Annotated in this window: 26 protein-coding genes; 10 read left to right on the top strand and 16 right to left on the bottom strand. The window is 40.5% G+C overall.

Annotation, left to right across the window (positions count from 1 at the left end; all coding sequences use genetic code 11):
• Nucleotides 1-25 precede the first annotated feature (25 nt).
• Nucleotides 26-403, bottom strand: coding sequence for a VanZ family protein (locus G0Q07_RS01720; protein ID WP_163344457.1), 378 nt, complete (start codon nt 401-403; stop codon nt 26-28).
• 43 nt (nt 404-446) lie between these two features.
• Here G0Q07_RS01720 and hemW point away from each other — a divergent pair, with 43 nt between their 5' ends.
• The 5 genes from hemW (at nt 447) to G0Q07_RS01695 (ending at nt 6,110) form a co-directional block, all read left to right on the top strand.
• Nucleotides 447-1,574: a radical SAM family heme chaperone HemW gene (gene hemW, locus G0Q07_RS01715; RefSeq protein ID WP_163344456.1), complete on the top strand. Its 1,128-nt coding sequence runs from the start codon at nt 447-449 to the stop codon at nt 1,572-1,574.
• 109 nt (nt 1,575-1,683) lie between these two features.
• Nucleotides 1,684-2,118: a dUTP diphosphatase gene (gene dut, locus G0Q07_RS01710; RefSeq protein ID WP_163344455.1), complete on the top strand. Its 435-nt coding sequence runs from the start codon at nt 1,684-1,686 to the stop codon at nt 2,116-2,118.
• A gap of 1 nt (nt 2,119) precedes the next feature.
• The gene (locus tag G0Q07_RS01705) at nt 2,120-3,883 is read left to right on the top strand and encodes a tetratricopeptide repeat protein (RefSeq protein ID WP_163344454.1); all 1,764 of its coding nucleotides are present in this window, start codon (nt 2,120-2,122) and stop codon (nt 3,881-3,883) included.
• 3 nt (nt 3,884-3,886) lie between these two features.
• The gene (locus tag G0Q07_RS01700; protein ID WP_163344453.1) at nt 3,887-4,762 is read left to right on the top strand and encodes a DUF4292 domain-containing protein; all 876 of its coding nucleotides are present in this window, start codon (nt 3,887-3,889) and stop codon (nt 4,760-4,762) included.
• Nucleotides 4,763-4,907: 145 nt separating this feature from the next.
• Entirely contained in the window at nt 4,908-6,110 is a 1,203-nt protein-coding gene (locus G0Q07_RS01695; protein WP_163344452.1) for a murein hydrolase activator EnvC family protein, read from the top strand.
• Nucleotides 6,111-6,227: 117 nt separating this feature from the next.
• Here the strand turns inward: G0Q07_RS01695 and G0Q07_RS01690 are convergent, their stop codons facing one another.
• Together G0Q07_RS01690 and G0Q07_RS01685 are read right to left on the bottom strand one after the other, a co-directional pair.
• Entirely contained in the window at nt 6,228-6,575 is a 348-nt protein-coding gene (locus G0Q07_RS01690) for a hypothetical protein (RefSeq protein WP_163344451.1), read from the bottom strand.
• Nucleotides 6,576-6,665: 90 nt separating this feature from the next.
• Nucleotides 6,666-7,367 carry a Crp/Fnr family transcriptional regulator gene (locus tag G0Q07_RS01685; protein ID WP_163344450.1) on the bottom strand — a complete coding sequence of 234 codons (702 nt, stop codon included), beginning with the start codon at nt 7,365-7,367 and terminating at the stop codon, nt 6,666-6,668.
• A 160-nt stretch (nt 7,368-7,527) separates the two neighbouring features.
• Here G0Q07_RS01685 and G0Q07_RS01680 point away from each other — a divergent pair, with 160 nt between their 5' ends.
• A complete protein-coding gene (locus tag G0Q07_RS01680; RefSeq protein ID WP_163344449.1) occupies nt 7,528-7,944 on the top strand; it encodes an OsmC family protein in 417 nt (138 codons plus the stop codon).
• Between the two features lie 88 nt (nt 7,945-8,032).
• Complete coding sequence (locus tag G0Q07_RS01675; RefSeq protein ID WP_163344448.1) at nt 8,033-9,397, top strand: NAD-dependent succinate-semialdehyde dehydrogenase; 1,365 nt, start codon at nt 8,033-8,035, stop codon at nt 9,395-9,397.
• Nucleotides 9,398-9,406: 9 nt separating this feature from the next.
• On the opposite strand, the gene G0Q07_RS01670 is transcribed toward G0Q07_RS01675, so the two are convergent.
• The 6 genes from G0Q07_RS01670 to G0Q07_RS01645 are packed head-to-tail and all read right to left on the bottom strand — an operon-like array spanning nt 9,407 to nt 16,796.
• On the bottom strand, nt 9,407-9,676 hold the full coding sequence (locus G0Q07_RS01670) for a hypothetical protein (protein ID WP_163344447.1): 270 nt from the start codon (nt 9,674-9,676) through the stop codon (nt 9,407-9,409).
• An 11-nt stretch (nt 9,677-9,687) separates the two neighbouring features.
• Nucleotides 9,688-10,704, bottom strand: coding sequence for a ferrochelatase (gene hemH / locus G0Q07_RS01665; RefSeq protein WP_163344446.1), 1,017 nt, complete (start codon nt 10,702-10,704; stop codon nt 9,688-9,690).
• A complete protein-coding gene (gene hemG / locus G0Q07_RS01660) occupies nt 10,701-12,059 on the bottom strand; it encodes a protoporphyrinogen oxidase (RefSeq protein WP_163344445.1) in 1,359 nt (452 codons plus the stop codon). Before hemG ends, hemH begins: the two co-directional genes overlap by 4 nt.
• 6 nt (nt 12,060-12,065) lie before the next feature.
• A complete protein-coding gene (gene hemN, locus G0Q07_RS01655; RefSeq protein ID WP_163344444.1) occupies nt 12,066-13,442 on the bottom strand; it encodes an oxygen-independent coproporphyrinogen III oxidase in 1,377 nt (458 codons plus the stop codon).
• 35 nt (nt 13,443-13,477) lie between these two features.
• A complete protein-coding gene (locus tag G0Q07_RS01650; protein ID WP_163344443.1) occupies nt 13,478-14,701 on the bottom strand; it encodes an MFS transporter in 1,224 nt (407 codons plus the stop codon).
• A 1-nt stretch (nt 14,702) separates the two neighbouring features.
• Entirely contained in the window at nt 14,703-16,796 is a 2,094-nt protein-coding gene (locus G0Q07_RS01645) for a TonB-dependent receptor (protein ID WP_163344442.1), read from the bottom strand.
• A 536-nt stretch (nt 16,797-17,332) separates the two neighbouring features.
• On the opposite strand from G0Q07_RS01645, the gene G0Q07_RS01640 reads away from it, so the two are divergent.
• A complete protein-coding gene (locus G0Q07_RS01640) occupies nt 17,333-18,961 on the top strand; it encodes an amidohydrolase (RefSeq protein WP_163344441.1) in 1,629 nt (542 codons plus the stop codon).
• Here G0Q07_RS01640 and G0Q07_RS01635 read toward each other — a convergent pair.
• The 7 genes from G0Q07_RS01635 to dtd form a co-directional block, all read right to left on the bottom strand.
• Complete coding sequence (locus G0Q07_RS01635) at nt 18,958-19,554, bottom strand: methyltransferase family protein (protein WP_163344440.1); 597 nt, start codon at nt 19,552-19,554, stop codon at nt 18,958-18,960. The genes G0Q07_RS01640 and G0Q07_RS01635 overlap by 4 nt on opposite strands.
• A gap of 98 nt (nt 19,555-19,652) precedes the next feature.
• Nucleotides 19,653-20,597 (bottom strand): outer membrane beta-barrel protein, encoded by a 945-nt coding sequence (locus G0Q07_RS01630; protein ID WP_163344439.1) that lies wholly within the window; start codon nt 20,595-20,597, stop codon nt 19,653-19,655.
• A gap of 71 nt (nt 20,598-20,668) precedes the next feature.
• Complete coding sequence (locus G0Q07_RS01625) at nt 20,669-21,715, bottom strand: anti-sigma factor (protein ID WP_163344438.1); 1,047 nt, start codon at nt 21,713-21,715, stop codon at nt 20,669-20,671.
• Nucleotides 21,716-21,732: 17 nt separating this feature from the next.
• Nucleotides 21,733-22,218 carry an RNA polymerase sigma factor gene (locus tag G0Q07_RS01620; protein ID WP_163344437.1) on the bottom strand — a complete coding sequence of 162 codons (486 nt, stop codon included), beginning with the start codon at nt 22,216-22,218 and terminating at the stop codon, nt 21,733-21,735.
• Between the two features lie 112 nt (nt 22,219-22,330).
• Entirely contained in the window at nt 22,331-23,413 is a 1,083-nt protein-coding gene (locus G0Q07_RS01615; RefSeq protein WP_262887983.1) for a branched-chain amino acid aminotransferase, read from the bottom strand.
• 161 nt (nt 23,414-23,574) lie between these two features.
• Complete coding sequence (locus G0Q07_RS01610) at nt 23,575-23,910, bottom strand: nucleotide pyrophosphohydrolase (protein WP_163344435.1); 336 nt, start codon at nt 23,908-23,910, stop codon at nt 23,575-23,577.
• Between the two features lie 86 nt (nt 23,911-23,996).
• On the bottom strand, nt 23,997-24,452 hold the full coding sequence (dtd, locus tag G0Q07_RS01605; RefSeq protein ID WP_163344434.1) for a D-aminoacyl-tRNA deacylase: 456 nt from the start codon (nt 24,450-24,452) through the stop codon (nt 23,997-23,999).
• Nucleotides 24,453-24,559: 107 nt separating this feature from the next.
• Here dtd and G0Q07_RS01600 point away from each other — a divergent pair, with 107 nt between their 5' ends.
• Nucleotides 24,560-26,611 carry a TonB-dependent receptor gene (locus tag G0Q07_RS01600; RefSeq protein WP_246222962.1) on the top strand — a complete coding sequence of 684 codons (2,052 nt, stop codon included), beginning with the start codon at nt 24,560-24,562 and terminating at the stop codon, nt 26,609-26,611.
• Nucleotides 26,551-26,940, top strand: coding sequence for a hypothetical protein (locus tag G0Q07_RS20570; protein ID WP_246222961.1), 390 nt, complete (start codon nt 26,551-26,553; stop codon nt 26,938-26,940). The genes G0Q07_RS01600 and G0Q07_RS20570 overlap by 61 nt, the downstream gene beginning before the upstream one ends.
• The last annotated feature ends 58 nt before the right edge of the window (nt 26,941-26,998 follow it).

Below are 26,998 nucleotides of genomic sequence, written 5' to 3'. Positions count from 1 at the left end.
TTGTAAACTTTCTGATTACGGGAGATTAGAAAATGCGTTCAAGCCATTTTTTATGGACAAAAAGTGCATAAAAAAAGGTGGCAAACGATAAACCGGCAGCATTGGCCCAAAGGTCGTACACATCGCTGTGGCGGCTTGGCGATATTTTTTGCTGAATGAATTCAAGCAAAATTGCTGCAGCAAATGTCAGTAACGGTGTCCAAAAATAAAAGTTAGGGGTGAATTGTTTTACCGGCCTGAAGGTTAGCATGCAAAGGATAAAAAACATCCCGAAATGAACCAGTTTATCAAAATTCGGAATTTGTATAAATGGTTTTGTCGGTAATTGACTGGCAGGTATAAAAAGCAGGTAAGTCATTATTAGTAACCAAATTGCAAGTCTCCAGTAGGGTGCTATTTTCATTCTAAAAATTGTTTAATTCAGTATAAAAATTTCAGGCTTCATCATGGCAGGTATTTACATTCATATTCCGTTTTGTCGTCAGAAATGTTATTACTGCGATTTCTACAAAACGGTAAATACTTCATTGCAATCCGATTTTATCAGTGCCCTGAAAATCGAGGCTAAAGTACGCAAAAACTACCTGAACGAGGAAACGATTGAAACCATATATTTTGGTGGTGGTACCCCATCGGTGTTATCAGCAAAGGAAATTGACGAAATACTAGCTGTGCTGAATGCTGAATTCAACGTTGATTCCGATGCTGAAATTACCTTTGAAGCCAATCCTGATGACCTGAGTAATGATTACCTTATAGCGATAAAACAGGTTGGAATAAACCGTTTGAGTATAGGAATTCAGGCCTTTCAAAACCGGCATTTAAAGAAAATGAACCGCCGGCACAATGCAACTCAGGCTGTTGAAGCCATTGAAATTGCAGCAAAAACCGGCTTTTCGAATTTAAGTGCCGATTTGATTTACGGCCTCCCCGATTTAACACCAAAAGAGTGGGAAGAAAGTCTGAATCAGCTTTTCAATCTCCCGGTAAAACACTTGTCGGCTTATCATTTAACTTATCACGAAGGAACCGCTTTTTACACCTGGCTAAAAAAAGGCACATTAAAGGAGTTGAAAGAAGCAGAAAGTGTTGATCAGTTTAACACGCTGGTAGATCTGTCGCTGGCTAATGGTTTCGAACATTACGAGATTTCAAATTTGGCAAAAGACCAATTGTATTCCCGTCACAACACAGCTTACTGGATGGGTGATAAATACCTGGGACTGGGACCGTCGGCGCATTCGTTCGATGGTGTTTCGCGGCGCTGGAACGACTCAAGTGTTGAAGCCTACATAAAAGCGCAGGCAAATAATCAGCCATATTTCGAGGAAGAAAAACTAAGCGAAAATGATCGGTACAACGAGTACATTTTAACCCGTATACGAACAAAATGGGGAGTGTCGCAAAAGGATTTAAAACAACGTTTTGGCAACGAAAAAGAGCGCTACTTTTCCAGTCAGTTAGCGAAATATAAAGATACAGGTGTTCTTCTTATCAACAACAACACCATTACATTAACCCGAAAAGGGCTTTTTGTTTCCGACGAGATTATGGCCGACCTCATTATTATATAATTGTTATACAATTAGTTGATTCATTCAAACACAATCATAAATCTTGTTAAACCTACTGAACGGACGCATTATTTATCTATCTTAGCCGTTCTTTAAAAAAAACAGATTGATGCAGGTTAAAATCGTTAATAAATCAAAGAATGAACTACCGGCCTACAGCACAGTATTTTCGGCCGGAATGGACTTACGCGCAAATCTTAATGAACCCGTGGTGTTAAAACCGCTTGAGCGGAAATTGGTACCAACCGGTTTATTCATTGAATTGCCACAGGGCTACGAAGCTCAGGTTCGTCCGAGAAGTGGTTTGGCTTTGAAAAAAGGAATTACGGTTTTAAATACTCCCGGAACCATTGATGCCGATTATCGCGGAGAAATTGGCGTTATTCTCATCAACCTGTCGCAAGAAGATTTTGTTATAGAGAATGGAGAACGCATTTGCCAAATGGTTATTGCCGCACACGAAACAGTGGGTTGGGATTTGGTAGAAGTGCTGGAAGAAACAGAAAGAGGAGCAGGTGGTTTTGGCCACACCGGAAAACATTAACATGAAGAGAATTTTTATAAAAGGAATAGGTATTGCAGCTTTTTCGATCACTTTACTGTCTTGTTCAGGACCAAAACAGGTCACCGAACAGGAAGTGGCAAAGGCTGCAATAAATACGCCCACTACCGAATTAGTTGAGCAAAAGCAGAAGGAATTCGAATACCTTTTTGTTGAGGCGCTAAAACAAAAAATGTTTGGCAATGCACAAAAAGCTATTCAGTTGTTATCGAGTTGTTTGGAGATCGATCCAAACTCGTCGGCAGCTATGTTCGAACTGGCAAATATTCATGCCGCAAATAACGATTTTACCAGTGCTTCATTGTTGCTGGAAAAAGCAATCAGTTTAAATCCTGATAACAAATGGTACAAACTATTGCTGGCACAAATCTATCAGCAAACCCGAAAGTATTCCGAAGCAGCCGATATTTATGCCGAATTGGTAGAAAAGGAGCCGGAAAATCTGGAATACATTTACATGAATGCTGCACTGCTGGCCAATGCACAACGTTTTGAAGAAGCCATTTCTGCCTACAACCGCATGGAAAAAGAAACCGGCGTTAACGAGCAGATATCGGTAGCTAAACAGCAGATATTTGTTTCAAAAGGACAGATTGACAAAGCGTTTGAAGAAATCAATAAACTGATTGAAAACAATCCAAACGAAGCAAAATACTACGGTTTGCTGGCCGATTTGTATCAGAGCCAGGGCGATTCAGCAAGTGCGCTGAAAAACTATAAAAAGATCCAGGAAATGGATCCGGAAAATGGTTTTGTTCACTTTTCGATGGCCAATTATTACCTTGAAAATGGTGAGGTGGAAAAGTCGTTCGAAGAAACAAAAGCCGGTTTTTCAAGCGATGCAGTTGATATTCAAACAAAAATGCAACTGTACATGATGTTAACGGCAAATCCGGCACAGTCGCATCTTAACGAAAAACAGCGTGGAGAATTGATCGCTATTTTGCTTGAAAAACATCCCGATGAATCATTAGTACACACCATCCATGCCGAATCGCTTCTGAAAGAAAATAAACTGGCCGAAGGACGCGAAGCTTTGTTGAAAGCCGTTGAGATAGAACCAAACGATTATATGGTTTGGGAACGGATAATGTACATCGACAACGATTTACAGCAATGGGATAAACTGTACGAACATACAGGAAAGATCATCGAATTATTCCCGAACCAGCCGCAGGGTTATTTCTTCAAAGCAATTGCCTGTGTGCAGTTAGAAAAATTTGACGAAACTATTGAACTCAGCGAAGAGGGAATGGATTATGTGATTGACAATCCGCAATTGCAAGCTAATTTCTTAATGCTAAAAGGCGAGGCCGTTTATAAAAATGGAAACAAAACCGAGGCATTCAAGATATTTGATAAAGCTGTTCAGGTTGATCCTGAAAACTACCTTACGCTAAACAATTACGCCTACTATTTATCGGTTGACGGTGTTGAGCTGGATAAAGCTGAACGTATGAGCGGTAAAGTGATCGAGCGGTTTCCTGATAATGCAACTTACCTCGATACACATGCCTGGGTGTTGTTTAAAAAAGGCGAATACACCCTGGCGAAGTTTTATATGGATTCGGCCATGAAAAACAGCGATGAAGAAAGCGATACTTTGCTGGAACACTATGGCGATATTTTGTACAAAACAGGCAAAGTTGAAGAGGCTTTAAAGTACTGGAAAAAGGCGAAAGATAGTGGTAGCGAGTCGGTAACCTTAGACCGTAAAATTGAGGAACAAAAATATATTGAAGAGTAGGGGATGGAGTTTCTAAAGTATTTCAGGGTTTCGCTGTTTTTTGCAGCCGTGCTAATAGCTGTTTCTTCATGTAAAACACCATCTGAATTAGCCTTGGTTGAAGCGCGGCCGATCAGCACCAATAAATTGTTGAAACGGGTTGAGCAAAATTCATTTGATTACGATTACCTTACCATAAAACGTGTTAACTGCAATTTTTCCAGCAGCCAGTCGAAAGCAACTTTTAAAATCAATCTGAAAGCGAAAAAAGACGACCGCATTCTGGTGTCGATCAGTAAACTGAATATTCCCGTTGGTCGTGTTTTGCTAACTCCCGACAGCGTGAAATACGTGAATTACATCGACCGCAATTATTTTGTCGACGATTATTCGTACCTCAGCAGTTTTTTGCATATCGACCTTGATTTTGCTACCATACAAAGCATTATTTCAAACAATGCTTTCTCGTACCGAAACGATCCGAAGAACAAGGATTACAGAACTTTCGATTCGTTTATTGAAGACAACTTGTATGTGTTGCAATCTGAAAAATCGAGAAAAATCGAGAAAATGGAGGAGAAGGAAAACAAGGCAGAACGCAGATTAAGGCGACTTGACGATCAGGCGCTGATTGTTCAAAAAATGTTTTTTAATCCTGATAATTTTGCCCTCAAGCGATTGTCTATCAGCGATAAAACAAACAAACGGAATATGAAATTGCTTTTCGATGATTTTACTGAAGTAGAAAATAAAGCGTATCCGGGAAGCATAGAAATGAACTTTCATTCTCCTGAAGAAGAGATAGAAATGAAGATAAGAATGAATGGATTTTCAACAGATAAAATCACTTCTTTCAACATTAAAATTCCGCAAAAATACGAAGAGATTCGTGTAAACTAATAGCCGTATGGCAAAAAGAGCAAAGCCCTAAAGGAAAGTCCTTCTCGTACCATCTTTAAAATACAAATCTGACGCAATTATAACTTTCTGTGAAAATATTTTAAAGTTGAACCAGGTTAAATCCGAAATCAATACATTCGTAAGCATGATTTTACGAATAAAACTACTATTCGTCACACTGGCAATTGGCTTGTTGAGTTGTTCTGTTTTTGCACAATCTATCGATGAGTTGCAAAAGCAAAAGGCAAAGGCTGAAAAGGAAATCGAATACACCACAAGTTTGCTCAATGAAACGCAGAGGTATGAAAAGTCATCGCTGAGTAAATTGCGGCTAATAACGTCAAAAATTAAGTCCAGAAACACGCTTATCTCGAATATAAACCACGAAATTGGAATTTACGAGCAATGTATTGCCAATAACGATTTGGCTATAGAATTGCTTAAAAACGATGTTCAGCAATTAATGGACGAATATGCGGAAATGATTCGGATGGCCTATAAAAACCTAAACTCGTATGATGAAGTGTTGTTTTTATTGTCGGCCGAAAATGTGAACCAGGCGTATCGTCGTATGCTGTATTTCAGAAGGTATAAAAGTTATCGCGAAAATCAGGCTCAAATGATCGATGCTGTGCAGGAAGTACTCGATGGGAGTGTACAAAAACTGGAACAGCAAAAAGCCGAGAAACAAACGCTGATAAACCAGACCGAAAAAGAAATGTTAGCGTTAAACCAGGAAAGAAAAACACAAAGTGGTGAGCTTCAAAAGTTACAAGATCAAAAAAACACTTTGCAAAAAACCTTGCAACAACAACGAAAAGTTGAGCGGCAACTGGAACGCGAAATTCAGGCAATAATTGAAGAGGAAGCACGTAAAAACCGGGCAGCCGGTGGTTCGGGTTTTGCCTTAACACCCGAGCAGCAACTTATTGGTGATAATTTCGAACAAAACAAAAGTCGTTTGCCCTGGCCGCTCGAAAGAGGAGTGATTGTGGAGCATTTTGGTGTACACCGCCATCCGGTTTTAAGCAACGTGCAGGTGCAGAATAACGGGATAAACATTGCAAGCGATACCGGCGCAGAAGTACGTGCTGTTTTTAACGGCGAAGTTAGCCGGGTGTTTGGTATTTCGGGTGGTAATACCGCCGTTATTATCCGTCACGGGATTTACCTGAGTGTCTATTCAAATCTCCGCGAAGTGGTGGTGAAAAAAGGCGATAAAGTATCGACAAAACAAGCCATCGGAACGGTTTATACCGATACAAAAGACGGGAATAAGTCGATTCTGAAATTTCAGATATGGAAAGAAAGCACGAAACTCGATCCCGAGGATTGGATTGGCCGTTAAAAAACTGATTTTAAAATGATGATTAACGAATTTTGATTTAAGAAGTAAGTCCAAACAAAACTGTTTAGCGCTCACGAACTCCTCCATCGAAAATCGTTAATCGAAATTCTATACTCATCATTCATCATTCATCTTTTTCTTTATCTCCTTAATATTTTGAAGGATTTCCATAGTAACCGGGTTTTCGCTGGCCGCATTGCGCATTTCTTCTTTACGCAGGCCCAGTTTTGTATCCAACCTACCGAGAATCAATGAAAATACCATAAACAAAACCATCATAACCGGATATGTAATCAGTTTGTTTTCGTCCAGAAAAGTACGGATAGTTTCGTCTTTAAAATCGTTTAAAAACATAAAAGCAATCATTATAAAACTAATGTAACCAATGTACATGCGGGCACGGTCGACATAAATTTTCCACCGAATAAATGTGCGTCTGTTAAGATGAATACCAAATAGTTTCATTATGTTGAAGTATTAATTTTAGTTGAAAATACGGAATTAGTGATACAAAAAAACCGGCCATCAGCCGGTTTCTAAAAATATGTAGTAAGCCTATAAATTAGCCACTCTGTTTAGCGCAGGAATATCTAAAAATTTAATTTTGCGTCCCTGCAATTCAATTAGTTTGTCGTTCTTAAATTCTGATAATAAACGAATTACCGATTCGGTTGCGGTACCTACCATATTGGCCAGTTCTTCGCGTGTTAACGATATCTGGAGTGTATTTTGGTTATCGAGTTCAAAATTTTCTTTTAATAAAAGAAGCACTTCTGCAAGTCGTTCGCGAACTGTTTTTTGCGCAATATCGGTAATGTAATCGTTGGCTTCGCGCAATTCGCGACAAACAATTTGCAGCATGTGATGCGAAAACTGCCAGTTGTTCTGAATGAGATACAACAATGTTTGATATGGAATATGACACAAGGCGGCTTCATCGATAACTTTCGCTGTGGTACAAGCCAGTTCCTGGCTCAACAATGATCGGTAAGCAATAATTTCGCCTTTTTTAGCAAACCGAATAATTTGTTCTTTGCCATCAATTCCTGTTTTAAAAACCTTTATTATTCCTCTTGTAATACAGAAAAAACCGGTTAGCCGACTACCCTCGCGATAAATGATGGTGCCTTTTTTATACAGCGAACACGTTTTTTCATAATTCAGCCGGGTAAATTCATCTTCAGTTAACTTCTTAAACAGTTGAAAACCATTCAAATTAGTCTCTTCGTCCGACGGCCTTTTTATTGCGCTTCTCATTTCATGATGTGATTATACGTTTAATACTTGAATAACCTTAATTTAATTTTGCCTTAAAAATACAATTATCTGCATTATTCGAAAAACTATTTATATAGATAGTTTGATGTTGTATATTTGTGTGCAAATTTAATGTAAAGCAATTTAAAATAAGGATGTTATGAAGCATGTAATAGATATGGCCTGGACCGACAAATTAGCTTTTGAAACAAATATGGACGGACACAAGCTGGTTGTTGACGCCACAAAAGAGGTTGGTGGTAGTGATTTAGGACCTCGTCCAAAAAAACTAATGTTGACTGCACTGGCTGGTTGTACAGGTATTGACGTGGTGATGATTTTAAAAAAAATGAAAGTGGAAGTGGAAGCTTTTAACGTAATTGTTGAAGGAGAATTGACCGAAGAACATCCGATACATTACAACAAAATGACTATCGTTTATCAGTTTAAAGGAAAAGATCTTCCGATGGCAAAACTGGAGAAGGCTGTTAAACTTTCGGAAGAAAAATATTGTGGTGTTAGTGCCGTTTATCGTGAGGCAGTGGAAATGAAAACAGAAATCAGGATTGTGGAATAATTTCTGTTTTCCTAAAAATATATGAAAGCAATCTTATAACGAGGTTGCTTTTTTTGTACTTTTAATAGTTAGAAAAAAGAATCTCACTATGCTAAAATCCATTAATCCGGTTACTAACGAAGTGGTTAAAACCTATAAACCACACTCTGAAGATGGTGTTGAAAAAATCATAAATTCAGTAGATAAAACCTGGCATCACTGGCGAAGTACATCGTTTCACCACCGCGGACAATTGATGCAAAATGCAGCTAGTATTTTACGCAGCAAAAAAGAGGAACTGGCTTTGCTGATGGCACAGGAAATGGGGAAAGTTAGAAGTGAAGGAATTGCCGAAATTGAAAAGTGTGCCTGGGTATGCGAATACTATGCTGTTAATGCCGAAAGTTTTCTTGAAAATGAGATTATAGAAACGCAGGCCAGTAAATCATATGTTTCGTTCCAGCCACTGGGAACTATTTTGGCTGTTATGCCCTGGAATTTCCCGTTTTGGCAAGTGTTTCGTTTTGCGGCTCCAACTTTAATGGCGGGTAACACAGCGGTGTTAAAACATGCCAGCAATGTTCCCGGATGTGCCGTGGCCATCGAAGATATTTTCCGCGAAGCCGGATTCCCCGAGAATATATTCCGCTCCCTTTTAATTGGCAGCTCAATGGTCGAAAAAGTGATCAAACACAAAGCCATTAAAGCAGTGAGCCTTACCGGAAGTACACCGGCCGGAAAAAGTGTTGCAGCACTTGCCGGAGCCGAGTTAAAAAAGTGTGTACTTGAATTGGGTGGCAGCGATCCTTATCTGATATTAAAAGATGCCGACCTGGAAATGGCCGCAAAAACATGTGCTGCCGGGCGTCTGTTAAATGCCGGGCAAAGTTGTATTGGTGCGAAACGTTTTATCGTTGAAGAATCGGTATATGCGCATTTTTTGGAGCTTTTTACCAATGAAATGGCTGAGGCACAGTTTGGCGATCCGTTCGAAGAGGAGAGCACAATGGGGCCAATGGCGCGCGAAGATCTGCGCGATGAGTTACACCAGCAGGTTGTTGATTCGGTGAATAAAGGAGCAGAAGTTATTCTTGGTGGCGAAATTCCGCATCGGAAAGGTGCTTTTTATCCGCCAACCATTCTGGAAAATATCAAACCCGGAATGCCGGTGTACGAAGAAGAGCTTTTTGGTCCGGTTGCATCGGTAATAAAAGTTAAAGATGAACAAGAAGCGATACACGTAGCCAACGACACCGATTTTGGATTGGGAGCAGCCGTGTTTACCAACAACCTGAAAAAAGGCGAACACATTGCCGAAATGGAACTGGAAGCCGGCGCTTGTTTTGTTAACGATTTTGTAAAATCTGATCCGCGTTTACCATTTGGCGGAATAAAAACCAGCGGATTTGGTCGTGAACTTTCTGTACACGGAATCAAGGAATTTGTGAATGTGAAAACCGTTTTTGTAAAGTAGCTGGTCAGTCTACTTCTTACGCCAGGGCTTTAATGCGTAGATTTTGCGGCCAACAAACTGGCCAAGGAAAAAACTTCCGAAGAGAAAAGGAGCTAGGCCCCAGCTTAATTGTATATCGAAAAATTTACGGATTAAAATAATCAACGGAACCGGTGCATGAATGGCTACAAACCACCAAAACGATAGCTTTCGAAAACCACCGCGCAGGTAACCAAACGGCAGACAAATCACAAAGGTTGCCAGGCAGGTGTATAGTAGATGCCACTCGTGATTATGCATTGTTTCTGATTTTATGAATAGCTTTTGCGAACAAGGTATGCAAGCGTTTCTACCCAGCTTTTTTCGGTGTTTAAACTATCAACCAGCTGCAGTTTTTCTCCGCCATTATCCAGAAATTCTTCGCCGTATTCCACGCCAAGTTCCAGTGTTGTTTCGAGGCAGTCGGTAACAAACGACGGTGCCGCTATCAGTATTTTCTTTTTGCCTTCAGCCAGCTTTTCTGCCAGCAATTCATCGGTAAACGGTGTTAGCCAGTTTTTCGACAAACGCGACTGAAAACCTACTGAATACTGCTTGGGCTGCAGGTTTAATTGGGCTGCCAACAAGCGCGAAGTTTCGTAAACCGTGGCGCGGTAACACATAGCTCCGTGTTCAGGCATTGCTTTTTGGCAGCTGCATTGTTCCACTTTTATTCCCGGATGGCACTTTTCCAAATGCCGGTTTGGCAATCCGTGATACGAAAAAATAATATGGTCGTAATCTTGCAGCTTGTATTGCTGAATGCGCTCGGCAAAAGCATCAATAAATTTCGGATCGTGGTAAAATTGCCCAACCTCACTTACCTCCGCTTTTATTCCCAGCTTTTTTATTTCTTTTTGGGCGGCAACCAGCGATGTTTCGGTGGTTGACATAGCATGATGTGGAAACAATGGCAACAAAATCAGCTTCTCGAAGCCCTTCTTTTTAATTTCCGCCAATGCTGCTTTATACCCCGGATTTCCGTAGCGCATTCCCATAAAAACTTCGTAATCCTCACCCAGTTCTTCCTGCAATTTTTGCTTCAACTCCTCCGAAATGTAAATGAGTGGCGAGCCTTTTTTAGTCCACAACTGCCGGTATAATTTGGTTGAATTTTTCACTCTGAAGGGAATGATAATCGCATTTACCAAAAATTTACGAAGCAGATACGGAAGATCGATAACACGCTCGTCGTTTAAAAACTCGGTGAGGTATTTCCGAACTGCAGGAACGGTTGGTTTGTCGGGACTACCAACGTTCATCAACAAAACAGCTGTTTTTGTTTTCATAAATAATCAGTAGCAAATTGGTTAGCAATTGTTCTTCCTTGTTTTATCCGGTCGGCCATTCCAATTCCGTCGCGCATATTTCCGGCTAAGGTGAGGCCTTTAAACTCGGTCTCCAGATCGGTAATAGCCTGTAATTTTTCTTCACTTTCGAAACTGTATTGCGGAATGGCATGCGGATAACGGAATATCTCTAAAAGATCGGGTTCAAAACTGTCGAGCCCCATCATGTCGCGTACTTCGCGTTCCGCAATTTCTTTTATTTTGTCATCAGAATACCCGAACATTTCCGGCTTTTTAATACCTCCCATAAATACCGACAACAAAGCACCGTTTTCCGGTGCACGGTTTTTCAGAAATGAACCCGGCAAAAGAATACCCAGCACATCGCGCTTTTCGGCCGATGGAACCAGTCCGCCAAATGCATTGATAGGAATACCTTTCCAGTTGTTAAAACCCAGTACCACCTGCGTAACTTTGGCGTAATTCATTTTATCAATCGCCTGCATTTTTTCTTTCGGAAAGAATGGGAAAAGACTTTCCAGTGCATGCGATCCGGCTGTTGAAATAACATGAGTAAATGATTCTCCAGAAACAGTAAAATCCTTGTCTCCGGATGTTTTTACTTCCAGGTTTTTACAACCCAATTTAATATTTCCTTCGCCAATATTTTTTACCAGTGCTTTAGTCAGGTTGTCCAGTCCGTTTAAAACTGAAAATACCTGGCGATTTGCTTTTCTTGGCGGTTCCTTTTTACGTGCTTTTTTTTGCTTAATACTTCCACCAATAAAACTGCCATAATTTTGCTCCAGCCAGTAAAGTTTTGGCAAAGCAAAACGTGTTACCAATTTTTCCGGATCGCCGGCATAAACACCCGAAAGAAAGGGATCAATAGCATTTCGTAGAAAGCTTTTTCCCATTCGGCGGCGCACCATTTGGGCTATTGTTTCATTCGGATCAGTTCCCGGTTTTCGAAAGGGTTCGCCCAAAATGCGAAATTTATCGTACCAGGTAAAAAGGGGAGTGGTAATGGCTTTTATTCCGCTCATTTCCATTTCGTGCCACTTGTCGTCCATCCAAATCCATCGAGCTTCAGCAGTTTTATTCGCGTATTCCAGCGTACAATCACCGGCCAGATCTTCAAAAAGCTCAGCAGCTTCTTCCTGGCTCATCGAACCGGTATTTGGCCCCGATTCAAACACAAAACCATTTTTTCGATGGGTTTGAATTACGCCACCGGCACGGTCATTCTTTTCAAAAACCTGTACCCGAAAGCCAAATTTTTTAAGGTAATAAGCAGTTGTAAGTCCGGTTAGTCCTGCGCCGATTACGGCAATGTTTAGTTGGTTTTTTTGCATGGTTTTTTACAGTGCTTTTGAGAATTTTAAGGTTGCATTCCGCATGTTCGGATCGAGACTCGCTGCGATGTTTCGTACGAAAAACCGTCCTTGTTTGCTTACATGCAGTTCGTCTTTCGAAATTGTTAAAAGTCCTTCTTCAACAAAACCGGCAAGGAACGACTCATCGTAAACAATGCTTTGCTTAATTACGGCGGGAGTAGTTTGCAAGATTTGCGCTGCTTCCTCCCACGAAATATAGTAGTTGCACATTACTTCGTTAATGACGTGGCGAATGATCTTCTCTGTTGGATTGAGCTGATAACCTTTCTCAATGGTAAATTTTCCTTTGTTTATCTGGTCAACATAGGTATTCGTGTCTTTGGCATTTTGTGCGTAAGCATTTTCCAGCTGACTTATTCCGGTAGAACCAAAAGCATAAACCTGACCGGTAGTTTCGCGGGTGCAATACCCCTGGAAATTACGGTGCAGCGTTTTGTTTTTAAAGGCTATACTCAGCTCGTCATCGGGGCGGGCAAAATGGTCGAGACCAATGGCATCGTAACCATTTTCAGTTAATAAACGATAACCAACTTCAAACATGGCCAGCTTTTGTGTAGCTGCTGGTAAACCACGTGCATCCAGTATTTTTTGTGCTTTTTTCACCCATGGAACGTGTGCGTACGAGAAGGTTACCAAACGATCGGGCGAAAGACTTATGGCGCGTTCAATGGTTTTGGCAAACGACGCTTCATCCTGAAACGGAAGGCCGTAAATAAAATCGAAATTCACGCTGGTACCCTCGTGACTGCGGATCATGGCAACCAATTCTTCCTCAGGAAGTATAGATGGGTCGCGGTTTACATTTTCCAAAACTTTTGTATCAAAATCCTGAATACCTAAACTAAAGCGGTTAAATTTCAGCGCTGCCAACCGGTCGATATAATCTTTATCAAGCATGGCAGGGTGGCATTCCATTGCAATCTCAGGATTTGGAATGTAATCGAAAAGCTCATGAATCAGGTTCATAATATCTTCAACCATTGCAATGGGCAAGGAGTTTGGTGTTCCGCCTCCCCAGTGCACCTGCGACACTTTTCGGTCATCGCTCAGCAACTTTTTCACCATGCGAATCTCTTTTTTCAGCGCATCAACATAAACTTCCATTTTATTTTCATCTCTTGTTAGATGGGTGTTACAGCCGCAAAAATAGCAGATTTTGGGGCAGAACGGAATATGGATGTAAATGGAAATATTCTGTGGGTTTTCATCGTTGGATTGTTCCAACACCTTAACGTATTCTTCCGGAGTAAATTCGGGAGAAAAAAAGTTTGCCGGCGGATAACTTGTGTATCGCGGTACCGGGGTATTATATTTTTCTATAAGTTTTTGTGATACTTTCATACTATTAAAGTTTCTTGGTACTAATTTAAATAGTCTTAATCGGTTTCTTGTTCATACTTCAGGTAAAAACTTTTTCTGAAGATAAATGGCAGCAGGGCAAGAATCAGTATTCCCAGCCCAATTTCAATAGCAAACAGCCCGCGGTAAGTGAGTGCATCAGCAATTTTTCCGCTCATTATTGCAATAACCAGGCTGCTTAAATGTGTAACTACTATCTGAATGGTAAAATCGGTTCCTTCCCTTCCTTTTCGAACAACGTGCATGCTCATGGTATACACAAATACCGACGACATGGCATAAGCTCCCCAAAGCAGGGCAACACCAATATACACCAACCATAAAGGATGATTGGTAAATGTTAACCCGAAAAAGTACGTGGCAACCAACACATTAATTACCGGAAATATCCACACCGCTTTTGTAATTCCTTTTTTGCGGAGCAGGAATCCTGCAGGAACGGTCATTAAAACACCGCAGGCAGTTCCAAATATCCCGGAGATAATTCCAATTTCTTTTATGTCGTAACCCAAGTCAACAAAGTAGGGTTTTATCATGGTCAATATGCCGATTATTCCTGAATAAAAAAGGAACAACAGCAATAAGTGACCACCAATATTTTTCTGCCTGAAAAAGTAGATAAACTCCAGTGGCGAGACATTTTTTGTTGAGCGATCGAGTTCTTTTCCATTGCGTGCATTGTATAACGACACCGGAATGAGCGCAAACAACACAAACAAGCCGAGCGAGCGCAACAACCATAACCACCCCCAATAATGGTAAATAATGAGTAGTACTCCGCTTCCCATCATGGTTCCGATAAAACTACCGGCCGATTGCATGCTGTTTCCCAGGCTGCGTTCTTTTTTGTTTAAAATAAGAATAGCAAAAGCATCGGTGGCAATATCCTGCGTTGCCGAAGCGGTAAAAGCAATTACCATCAAAACAATAATGGTAGTAAAATCGGTTTGCAGGTTTAAGTAACCGATGCTCATGATTACCACTGCATAAAAAGCCTCCGACATGATGATCCAGCGGCGGTAGTGCCGTTTGTTTTTGCTGGTTTTATCGACCATTGGCGCCCACAGCATTTTAAGAATCCACGGTAGTTTTATCAACTGGATATAACCGATGGATTCCAGCGAGTAGTTCTCCATCCGCATGATCACGGGAATCACCGTAGAGAAAAAACTCATGGGGATCGACTGCGCCAGGTAGAGGCTAAGCAGCGTATAATACTTTTTTATTTCGCTTTGTTTCATTTTAGAAGTTTACCTTCAAATTTAAGCCCATAGTAGCCGGTCTTCCCGATTGAGCGTACGAGTTTCCAATGGCCTGAAAATAGAACGAATTGTAATCTGCATCAAGGATATTTTTTCCCCAGAAAGATAGCTGAATATTTTTAGTGTCGAAACTGATTCGGGAATTCAGCAGACCGTAATAATCCTGGTAAGCAATATTCGTTTCTTTCCAATAATGTTTTCCAAAGCCATTATAAGTCAGGTGCAGGCGAATTTGTTCAAGCCAGCTTGAATTAACTGCAATTGTATAGTTTCCGCCCATGTTAAACGAAAAGCGGGGAACGTACGGCAGGTAGTTTCCGTTGTAAATTTCGTCTTCGTTTTTTTCGTATTCAACAAATTTTGCATCGTTGTACCCAAAGGCGAGCCAGGTCTCCAGATTTTTTGCCGGCAGCGTTTTAATTTCAAACTCAACACCTTTACTTTCCGATTTTCCGGCGTTGGTTAGCATCGATCCGGTTCCGCTTGGTACCGTTTGGTAAATCTGCTGATTATCCCAGTCGATGTAAAAGAAAGCCAGGTTGGCGTATATGCGCTGTTTTAGCCACTTTGTTTTTATACCGGCTTCGTAGTTCCACGATCGCTCCGGATCGAACGAGCGGTCTTCTTCGCGTTCAAAAGTAGAGTTAAAACCTCCGGAATTATAACCTTTGGCAATGGTTGCATAAGGAACTAAATATTCCGAAATACTATACTTTAAAGCCAGTTTCGGCAGAATTTCAAAGAAATCCATATCGCTTTCAAAAGCATCCTCATTACGGAGGTTTCCGTTTAGCGACCGATCGTAAACATAGTTGAGGGTTGCTTTTTCGTAATCAGCACGAATTCCGGCAGTAAGCGATAACTCTCCTAATTTTAATGTTGACTGATGGAAAAATGCAATGCCCGAATTGCTGTTATCGTAATATTTTGTGTACGAGTATTCATCAAATGGCATGTTGGCCAATTGATCTATACCCATATCCAAATGTACTTCTTTATCAAGACCCTGATGAAAGGCAAAAGCACCAAACAGCCATTCGTAAGTTTCATTTTCATTCGACTGGATATTTATTTCCTGCGAGAACATGTCAATATCCTGGTCTTGCGTTACAAAATATAAATCGTTAGCAGAAAAGTCCTGATCGACAGCTTGTGCATCATTTACCGATTGAAAACTACTTACAGCGTGGATTTGATAATTATCTGCAGAATAGGCCAGGTTTAAACCCGAAGAAAAAAGTTTACGGTTGTAACCACTCTCCCGGTTGTAGTTAATTTCGGTAACTTTGTTTGTTTCGTCGTTAAAAATGGCGTAAGGATAACCACTCTGTTGGCTGTCTTCGTACTGTACATTTCCTGATGCTCGAAATCGGTCGGAAGGTGTAAAAAGGAATTTCAATCTTCCTGAATAGGAGTCCAGTTGATCGGCTTTTTTGTTGTTGTATTGATTGGTAAAAAAACCATCGTTATGTCGAATACCAAGATTTCCGAGCACTGAAAATGTTTTCCCAATAGGTTGATTATGTGAAATTTGTGCATTTATTTGATTGTAATTTCCATAATCGGTTGAAATTTCGGTCAGGCGCTCATCATTCGGTTGGCGCGAAATAATGTTAATCAATCCACCCATTGCATTTCTTCCATACAGTGTTCCTTGTGGGCCACGTAAAACTTCAATCTGTTCAATATCAAAAAAATCAAAGTTAAAAGCTGATTTTTCAAAGTATGGGATACCATCAACATATAAACCTACCGATGGTGTATTAATTCGGTTACCAACACCACGAATGTAAACCGGAGACGTAAGTTTCGATCCGTAATCGGGCATAAAAAAGTTAGGAACAATAGCCGAAATAGCTGTCAGGTCTTCTACCTTATTGTTTTCAATAAGACGAGCAGGAATCATAGTTGCTGCTGCCGGAATCTTAAAAATATTGCGGTTGTATTTTGGCGATTTTATTTCAATATCCTCTAATTGATAATGTTTTATAGAGTCTTTTTTTTCATTTTGCTGGGCATTTACTCTGATATTAATCAGTAATGCCATCAACATAAAGGCAAAAATGTATTTCATGTTTTTTCTAATAACAGGTTGAATTTGCTATTAATAAGCAAAGGTTAATGGTATTAATAAAAGCTTGGTTGCAGTTACGCTTCTGAGGGAGGAGGGCGACAAAAAGAACCTTCTAAATAACAATCCTGCTTAGCAAATGGCGAGTAATATGTCCTCCATTTTTGTTTAATTATCAGGTTGTTATAGTTTTTTAAGTTGGTAGATTCTGACTTTTCTTTCTGGAAAAAATGATATACACTAACGGAGGACGCTTTCGCATGGTTGACATGGTATTCTATCTGAACTGAATTTTCAGAAATTTTAATTGAACCGTCCTCAACTTTTTCAATTCCAAAAATCAAAAACCAGGCATAACAAGCTATAAAAACCAGATAGGGGAAATGCGTTGTGAATATTCCGACTGTAAACATTTTTTGCTTTGTTGTTTCCTGTAAGTCGGGCAAATATAATAATATAACGTTGGAAAAGCTGTTCTATTTAGCTGTTTTAGAATATGCCCGAAAAAGCTACATTTGTGCCTAACCAATAGTTGAAGTATGAGATTGTTTAAGGCATTAATTTTATTATTCGTAATGGCATCGTGCACACAAAAAGAAAAGGTTGACCTGATTGTTTCGAGAGGCTCGGTTTATACCGTTGATGAGGAATTTACAACTGCTGAGTCGTTTGCAGTTAAAGATGGAAAGATTCTGGCTGTAGGTACTGCACAAGAGATTCTGGACAAATACGAGTCGGATAATATTGTTGATGCTAATGGACAGTTTGTTTATCCCGGCTTTAACGATGCACACTGTCATTTTAATGGATATGCCATTAATTTGATGCAATATGCCGATTTGCGCGGAACCGAAAGTCCGGATGAAATATATACGCTTTTAATGGCTCATCACGATAAATTTGGTGGCGATTGGATTTTAGGAAGAAGCTGGGATCAGAATGATTGGGAAGTGAAAGATTTTCCTGATAAAACAAAATTGGATGAGTTGTTTCCTGATATTCCGGTTTACCTGGTTCGTGTTGACGGACATGCCGGATGGTGCAACACAAAAGCTTTGGAGTTGGCAGGAATTAAGGCCGATACCAAAGTTCAGGGTGGGGAAGTGCTGTTGAAAAATGGCGAACCTACCGGAATTCTGATCGATAATGCCATGGGATTTGTAGGAAAACTGATTCCGGAGATTACAGCTGAGCAACAAGAAAAAGGTTTGCTGGAAGCACAGAAAAACTGTTTTGCAGCCGGATTGACTTCGGTTACCGATTGTGGGCTGGATAAAGCAACCATTTTACTGATGGATGAAATGCAAAAGGACGGCAACTTAAAAATGCGGGTGAATGCCATGTTGAATCCTACGCAGGAAAATTTCGATTTTTTTGTAAAAAAAGGAGAAGCCTGGAAAACCGACCGTTTGTTGGTGAATACCATAAAAATTTATGCCGATGGTGCGCTGGGATCGAGAGGTGCGCTGCTGATGGGCGATTATTCGGATGACAAAGGAAACAGCGGGCTGCAAATTGAAACGCAGGATTATTATGATATGATTTGCCGGTTGGCTTATGACAATAATTTTGTGGTTGCCACACATGCCATTGGCAACGGTGCCAATCGTTTAATGCTCGACACTTACGGGAAGCTTCTGAAAGAGAAGAATGACCGACGCTGGCGAATCGAACATTCGCAGATCATAAACCCGGATGATTTTGAAAAATTTGCCGCGTTTTCTATTGTTCCTTCTATCCAGCCAACACATTGTACCAGCGATATGCCTTGGGCCGAAGACCGCGTTGGAGCAGAGCGGATTAAAGGTGCTTATGCTTACCAAACCTTGCTGAACCAAAATGGCTGGTTACCCGCCGGAACCGATTTCCCTGTAGAAGATATTTATCCGCTTTATACTTTTTACTCGGCCGTATTTCGTACCGACCACAGTGGATGGCCAGAAGGTGGTTGGCACAAATATGAGGGGCTGACACGAGAGCAAACCTTACGTTCAATGACAAGCTGGGCTGCAAAATCTTCTTTCGAAGAAGACCAAAAAGGAGCATTAAAACCGGGAATGTGGGCCGATTTTGTAATTCTTGATACCGATTTGATGAAAGCTACGCCAGAAGAGGTATTAAACACTAAAATACTAAGTACCTGGAGCGCCGGGGGAAAAGTGTTTTAAAAATATCGGCGTACTTTTTTGCTGTAATTTTTATAATTCTCCCCGTAATTTTCATGCATAAAACGCTCTTCTTTTAAGATAAAAAGATGGACGGAAACCAGCGTTAATGTGCAAATTCCGATAAAAAAAGGAGTTGGAAACACCAGGCATATTCCAACAAACAAACAATTAATAGATAGAAAAAAAGGATTACGCGACCAGGCATAAATTCCTGAAGTTACCAGTTTTCCAAGATTACGTTTATCCAGACCAAAACGCAGTGATTGATTTATTGAGCGCAATGTTAGTAACATTAACAGGTTGGCCAGCAAAATAAGGCTGGTTCCACTAATCGCTAAAAGAATCTGTCCTGTCAGTAACGGTTGCAGTTCGTCAGGCAGAACGGAAAAACCAATGAATCCTGCTTTATAAACCAGTTCATTTAAAAACACCACGAAGAAAGCGGTGAGTAAAACCGTGCTAATTCCTTTTGACTTCTGCTTTTTTTGAACGGATAACGGTGTTCCTTTTTGATGCAAAACGAAAGCCCGGATACCAATTTGCAAACAGAAAAGCAAAAAGCCGATCAGCGGTATAAATCGAATGATTTCCATGGAATAAATGTACACGAAGCAACGGTTAAAGCAAAAAAATCCCCGGCAAAAATTACCGGGGACAAGAGCTGTATATTTTTCGTGTTTTCTTGCTGATACTAAATATTAGGGAACGAAACACCGATCATCAGAGGATAAGCTTCAGGTCCTCTTCCATCTTTAAATAACGATGTCATGCTGTAATTGGCAAATACACAGAAGTCGCCAAACCCAATTCGACCGGTAAGTTCGTATTTCCACTGGTTAATGTTGTAACCACTTTTCGATTTTTCTTTTCCCCCTTTGTAATACTTGTATTTGGTGTGCGATCCCAGGTACAAACTACCAATTACGCCACCTGCCAAATATAAACGCGAACTGCCCATACGAAGCGGTGTTTTAACTTCAAGCATCAATGGTGCAGTAATGTAGTTCACGTGTAATTTTGATTTCTTTATACTATGTCCGTCGTTATCGTTGGGTAAGTTTACAGGCACAATTATTCCGTCTTCATTATATTTTTCAATAGTTACCTGATCATTAAAGGTATAGTCGTTAAAACTTATTCCAAGACCGGTTACCACACCAAAAGTTTTGCGCTCGTTTTTAAAAGCGAATTCTGCAAAGTTGAGGTTCCAGGTTAATGATTTTCCAGGATTCAGGTCGAGAAAATCACCATCATAATTATTAAATTCAGGATTATTGTCGTAGATGGAATAATCGGTTCCGGTCATGATGTTTACTCCAACCTCGAGACCTGCCCAGTGCGGGTTAAAACGTCCCGACCATTTTGGGCGATCATTATCTTTTTCAACTCTAACGTAAGTACCGTTGTCGCCTTCAATAACTTTAAATGTGCGTCGTCCAACGCGCACGTGTGTGGTGTCGCCCCAATCGTCGGTAATAACTTCAACGCCATCGCCAACAACCACCTGTACTTTATCGTGGTCTTCTACAACGGTAACTACGTTCTTTTTTAATACTTTAACTTTTGTGGTATCATTTTGTGCGTATAGATTTGTGCTTAGTGCGCAGCATAAAATGAGTATAAAAAACTGTTTCATCTGAATATTGTTTAAATGTTTCTGATGCTGTGACGGGCGTGTGGTTTTAAAAGTTACAGTGAAAATAAAATTTATTCACTAGCCTCATTTTTTCCGGGAATAGAAAATGCCAGCAAACGTGATTCGTAAGTGTAATTCACTACTTTGCCGTTATTGTTGGTTTCGTATTCAAACCTATCGTCAGAAATATTGGCGATAAGATCGAGACCGGCTTTTGAAATCTTACGTAGATTTATTTTTTCTTTCACGCGATCGGCCAAAAGCATTTCATCGTCGTAGGTTTCGGCCGGATAAATAATGTACATGGTAGCCAGTGTTGTACTAACTTCTTCTGTATTTAAAGAGGCAGTGATGGAATTCAGTTTTTCAGGGACAACAAGCGTTTCGCGCATGGCCAACAATTCGTCGGGTGCTGAAGTGGTATTGTTTTCCTCAATTATGTTTTCGATTCGTGGCTTTTTAGAATCGATTTCTTTTATGGGATCCGGAGTTTTGGTTTCAATATTTTCGGCAAGTACTGTTTCCGCATCATTTTCCGGTAATGTTACCGGTGCTTCTTCAATTGTTTGCTGAGGCTTTTTTTCTATCTCAACAATTTGTTGCGATGCGTTTTCTTCAACCGTGTTATTCTGGTTTGTAAGATTAAAAATTAAAAGGCCAAGAACTAAAACCGCTGCCGCACGGCTTGTCCAGAGCAAAATGGTTTTGCCAGCCGCTTTTTTGTATAGCTTTTTCTTAGCTGTAAAAATGATACTTTCATCAGCGGTTAATTTGGTATTTCGGAAAGCTGCAGCCTGTTTCCCCTTTTCCGGATGACTGGCCAGATAGCTTTCAAATTCCTGTTTTTCTTCCTCGCTCAGGTCGTCTTCCAGCAACGCAATTGCTGTATTATTGAAGGTTTCTTCGGTATCGTATTGGCTTTTATAAAGTTCTGTTTTGTTATTGAACGCCACCTTTTCCGGTTTCACAGAAATGGGTTCATAAAGTTCCATCTCCTTTTTCAGCTCGGGGTTTTCTTTCAGAAACGCAATAAAGCTATCGATCAATCCTTCATCGAGATTGCCCTCAAGGTAATCGATAAAATAGGCCTCGTAATTTGTTTTGTTAATCTCCTTCATGTTTCTCCCCTCTCTATTTATGCCACAGCCTCAATGCTGCCAATATATTTTTTCAGAAACAACCTTGCCCGGTAAATGTAAACCTTCACCTGCGATTCGCTTAAATTCGTCAGCTCGCCAATTTCCTGGTAGTTGTAACCCTCGTAATCGCGCAGCAACACTACCATTCGTTGTATCTCTGGTAGTTTATTCAGCGCTTCATTCAGTATTTCGCTTAAGTCGGAATAATTGCTTTCATGGCCTTCTTCCGGCAAGCTCAAATCCTCTGCAAACGACGACCTTTTTTCCTTGCGAATGCGGTCGATCATAGTATGGTAAGCAGTAGTAAAAAGGTATGATTTTACTTTTTTGCCATCCACGTTATTGTGGTTCTTCCACAATTTCTCGTAGCTGTCCTGCACAATATCCTGCGCCGCATGTACATCCTTAATGCTCTTTAGCACAAATCGATACAGGCGATCTGAGTAATTGTCAACTGCAAGGTTATATTCGGTAATTGTCATTTGTTTCTGAACCGTGTTCGTTACATACGACGGACAAGTTACAGGATAGTTACAGTAGAAAAAAAAAAGCTTCGAAATTTTTCGAAGCTTTTCAATATTGTTGATTTCTGTTTTACTCAATTATCTCCACCCATCCATGCGTATCGGGCTCGTCTCCATATTGTATTGCGCGAATTTTGTCGTACAATTTTGTCGACCACTGGCCGGCTTCTTCCTGGTTACCGTATTTGTACCACTTATCGTTGTCGTTATCGTAAATGCCTTTTATTGGCGAAATTACAGCGGCAGTTCCGCAAGCTCCAACTTCTTCAAACTCGCTCAGTTCTTCGTACGTAACTTTGCGGCGTTCAACATTCAATCCCATCTCTTCGGCCAAAACGATAAGGCTTTTATTGGTGATTGACGGAAGTATTGAATCCGATTCCGGAGTGATGTAAGTATTGTTTTTTATGCCAAAGAAGTTTGCAGGCCCACATTCGTCGATGTATTTTTTTTCTTTACTGTCGAGGTAAAGTACAGCCGAAAAACCATTCTTTTTGGCTTTTTTGCCTTCGAGCATGCTGGCAGCGTAGTTACCGCCAACTTTATATTTTCCTGTTCCTTGTGGAGCAGCGCGGTCGAACTCGCGGTAAATAACCAGGTTTGTAGGTTTGAATCCTTCCGGAAAATAGGGGCCAACCGGCATTACAAAAACCATAAACAGGTACTCTTCGGCAGGAGCAACGCCAATTTGCGGGCCGGTGCCAATTAAAAGCGGACGAATATAAAGTGCTGCGCCCGATTCGTAAGGAGGAATAAAACGTTCATTCATTTTTACAGCCATTCGAACGGCTTCCTGGAATTTCTCAACCGGGAGTTTTTCCATCAGAATACCATCGGCAGAATGTTGCATACGTTTGGCGTTTTCATCCATGCGAAAAACCCTGACCTTGCCATCTTTTCCTTTAAAGGCTTTTAGTCCTTCAAAAGCTTCCTGTCCATAGTGCAATGCCGTTGCCGACATGTGAATATTGATACTGTTCGATGAACTGATCTCCAATTCTCCCCACTTGCCGTTGCGGTAGTAACAACGGATATTATAGTCTGTATCGCGGTATCCAAACCCAATGTTTTTCCAATCGAGATTTTCCATTTCTAAATTTTTCGTTTCAGTATTTAAGTTCGAAAAGCTTGCTGTCTTCTTTTCCGAACACAAAATAAAGAAATTTTCTTTATTAGGAATACGATATAAGTCAATGAAACAGGCTAGGGATAAATGTTTTATAACTGCTTAATATTTGGGAGAATTGACGGATTAACAGAACGAGTGTTTAATTTTTGCCGGATTGTAAAAACGAAGGTGCGAAATTCTTAGGATTAAAGTTTTTCATTGTTTTTATGTCGGTCGCCGTCTCTGATGGTTTTTTTCTCCATATTTTTCAGAAAGGCTTTGTTCAAGTCAACACCGGTTTGGTTGGCCAAACAAATTAACACCCAAAGTACATCGGCCATTTCATCAGCAAGGTTATATTTTTCATCCGACTTTTTAAAGGATTGATCGCCATATTTTCGGGCCATAATACGCGCCAGTTCTCCCACTTCTTCGCTAAGAATGGCCATGTTTGTGAGTTCGCTGAAATAGCGTACGCCAATGGTTTTAATCCATTCATCAACCTGCTTTTGGGCATCGGTTATTGTAAGTTCGTTTTTCATCTTAAAATTTATAAGTATTTAGTTTTGTGGGAAGCTAATTTCAAGTTCTCATCTCTCATCGTCTCACCATCACAAAGTCTCTTCGCTCAAAAATCCTTCTGTTTCGAGTCGATAACAATTGTAACCGGGCCATCGTTTGTCAGCGCAACATCCATCATGGCACCAAATTTTCCGGTTCCTACTTTTTTGCCCAGAGCTACTTCCATTGCTGCTACAAATTTTTCGTACATAAGAATAGAGATGTCGGGTTTGGCAGCGCGGATATACGACGGGCGGTTGCCTTTCTTTGTGTTGGCTTGCAGGGTAAACTGGCTTACCACAATAATATCGCCGTCAACATCTTTTACCGAGCGGTTCATCACGCCATTCTCATCATCGAAAATCCTAAGTTGCGTCGACTTTTTTACCAAGTAATCAATGTCTTCCTGCGAATCTTCGTTTTCAATTCCGATCAAGATTAGCAGTCCGTTTTGTATGGCTGATATTTTTTCGCCTTCAACCGTAACCGAGGCTTCCTTTACTTTTTGAATAACAACACGCATTTTCTTTTTAATTTTTCGAGGACTAATTTATAAAAACAATATACCTTTCTCAACTTTTACTACTTAGTTTTGTTTGGGATTTTTAATAGAAATATTAAACAAAGTCAATGAGAAGAGTCGTATTACTTTTGGTTTTATTTGGATTGCCAATTTTTATTTTTGCACAAAATGCTGCATTAACCGGAAAAATTGTTGATGCAGTTAGCAACGAGCCACTTCCATTTGTTAATGTGCTGGTTTCGGGCACCTCAAATGGAACAATAACAGATGAAGAAGGACATTTTGAGTTTAGAAACCTGACTCCGGGTTTTATTCGAATTGAAGCCAGTTTTGTGGGGTATAAAAAAGCCATTTCGTCGGAGGTGGAGGTGAATAACTCCGGTACTCGTTTTGTTGAAATATTGCTCGAAAAATCGGTTTCAGAATTGGAGGAAGTTACTGTTACGGCTTCTCCGTTCCGAAAAACGGTAGAGAGCCCACTTTCCCTTCGCAGTATTGGTATTGGCGAAATTGAGAAAAGCCCGGGTGCCAACCGCGATATTTCAAAAGTTATTCAGTCGTTTCCCGGTGTGCAGTCAACACCGGCTTATCGCAACGATATTATTATTCGTGGTGGTGGCCCGTCAGAGAGTCGTTTTTACCTCGATGGAGTAGAAGTGCCATTTATTAATCACTTTGCAACGCAGGGTGCTTCCGGTGGGCCGGTTGGTATTTTAAACGCCGATTTTATTCGTGAAGTTAATTATTACTCAGGTGCTTTTCCGGCCAACCGGGGAAATGCATTAAGCGGAGTATTGGAATTTTACCAGATTGATGGAAACGAGGAAAAACTGAACTTTCACGGAACGCTGGGTGCATCCGAAATAGCAGCTACCCTGGATGGCCCGATAGGCGAAAAGACAAACTTTGTTGTTTCCGTTCGTCAGTCGTATTTACAGTTTTTGTTTAGCGCTTTGGAACTTCCTTTTTTACCCACATTTACTGATATGCAGTTTAAGATGCGTACCCGTTTTGATAAAAAGAATGAGTTAACGCTTATTGGCCTGGGAGCCAACGATCTTTTTGAGTTGAATGAAGATATTGAAGATCCTGACGAAGAACAAAAGTATATCCTCAGCGAAATTCCGGTGAATAAACAATGGTCATACACGGTAGGTGCCGTTTATAAACACTACCGGGAAAACAGCTATCAAACTTTTGTGGCAAGCCGCAGCCATTTAAACAATAATGCTTATAAATACCTGGATAATGACGAAAGTTCAGAAGAGAATAAAATTCTGGATTACGATTCGCAGGAGGCGGAAAACAAGTTTCGTTTTGAGAACACTTCGCGAATGAATGGTTTTAAGCTAAATTTTGGCGCTAACCTCGATTTTGTGACTTACAAAAACAACTCGCAGTTTCGTCGTTTTTATAATGGTCAGCCGGTTGATATTAGTTACAACACCGATTTAAACCTTGTAAAATATGGTTTGTTTGCACAGTTAAGCAAATCGGTTTTTAATGAACGTTTGGCCTTGTCGCTTGGTGTTCGAACCGATGCTAATAATTACTCGTCGAGCATGAAGAATTTGCTGGATCAGTTTTCGCCGCGTTTTTCGGCATCGTACAGTTTAACCGATAAATGGAGCCTAAATTTTAACACCGGACGTTACTACCAGTTGCCGACCTACACTTCTTTGGGTTACAAGGAGAATGGTGTTTTGGTGAACAAAGCAAACAACCTGAAATACATTGCGGTAGATCATTTAATTGGAGGTTTGGAATTTCGTCCAAAATCAACGGTACAGTTATCGGCCGAGGCATTTTGGAAAGGTTACTCCGACTATCCGTTTTCGGTGAAAGATCAGATTAGCCTGGCAAATCTTGGAGCCGATTTTGGTGTTGTTGGTGATGAAGAAGTGTTTTCAACATCCGAGGGAAGAGCTTATGGAGCAGAGTTTCAAGCGCGCATTAATTCAACGGATGGATTTAACTTTAACCTGTCGTACACCTTGGTACGCAGCGAATTTAAAGATGGAGAAGGCGCCTATATCCCGTCAAGTTGGGACTCGAAACACCTAATCACAGTCACCACTACAAAAGATCTGAAACGTAATTGGCGCGTTGGAGCACGCTGGCGGTTTGTTGGCGGTTTACCTTATACCCCTGGGATATAGAAAAATCGTCGCTGGTAGAAGCCTGGAATTTACAAGGCGGTCCGTACTACGATTATAACCAGCTAAATGCTAAACGCTTCGATCCATTTCATCAGCTTGATCTTCGTGTAGATAAATCCTATTATTTCGATAAACTTACTGCTAAATTTTACATCGATATTCAGAACCTTTATAATTTTCAGGCACAGCAAAACGATATTATCGTTCGTGCCGAAGATGCCAACGGGAATTTTCTCCTGCAAGAAAACGGTACACGTTATGTCTTAAACGAAATCGAAAGCAAATCGGGAACTGTTTTGCCTACCATCGGAATCATTATTGAATTTTAAATCAGAAAACCGCTTGCTAGGGGTAAAATAAATCAACACCGATAGGTATAAAACCGTT

The organism is Draconibacterium halophilum (genome assembly GCF_010448835.1).
Taxonomy (GTDB): Bacteria; Bacteroidota; Bacteroidia; order Bacteroidales; family Prolixibacteraceae; genus Draconibacterium; species Draconibacterium halophilum.
Note: the sequence above shows the minus strand (reverse complement) of the source record. Positions and strands in the feature narration are given on the sequence as shown.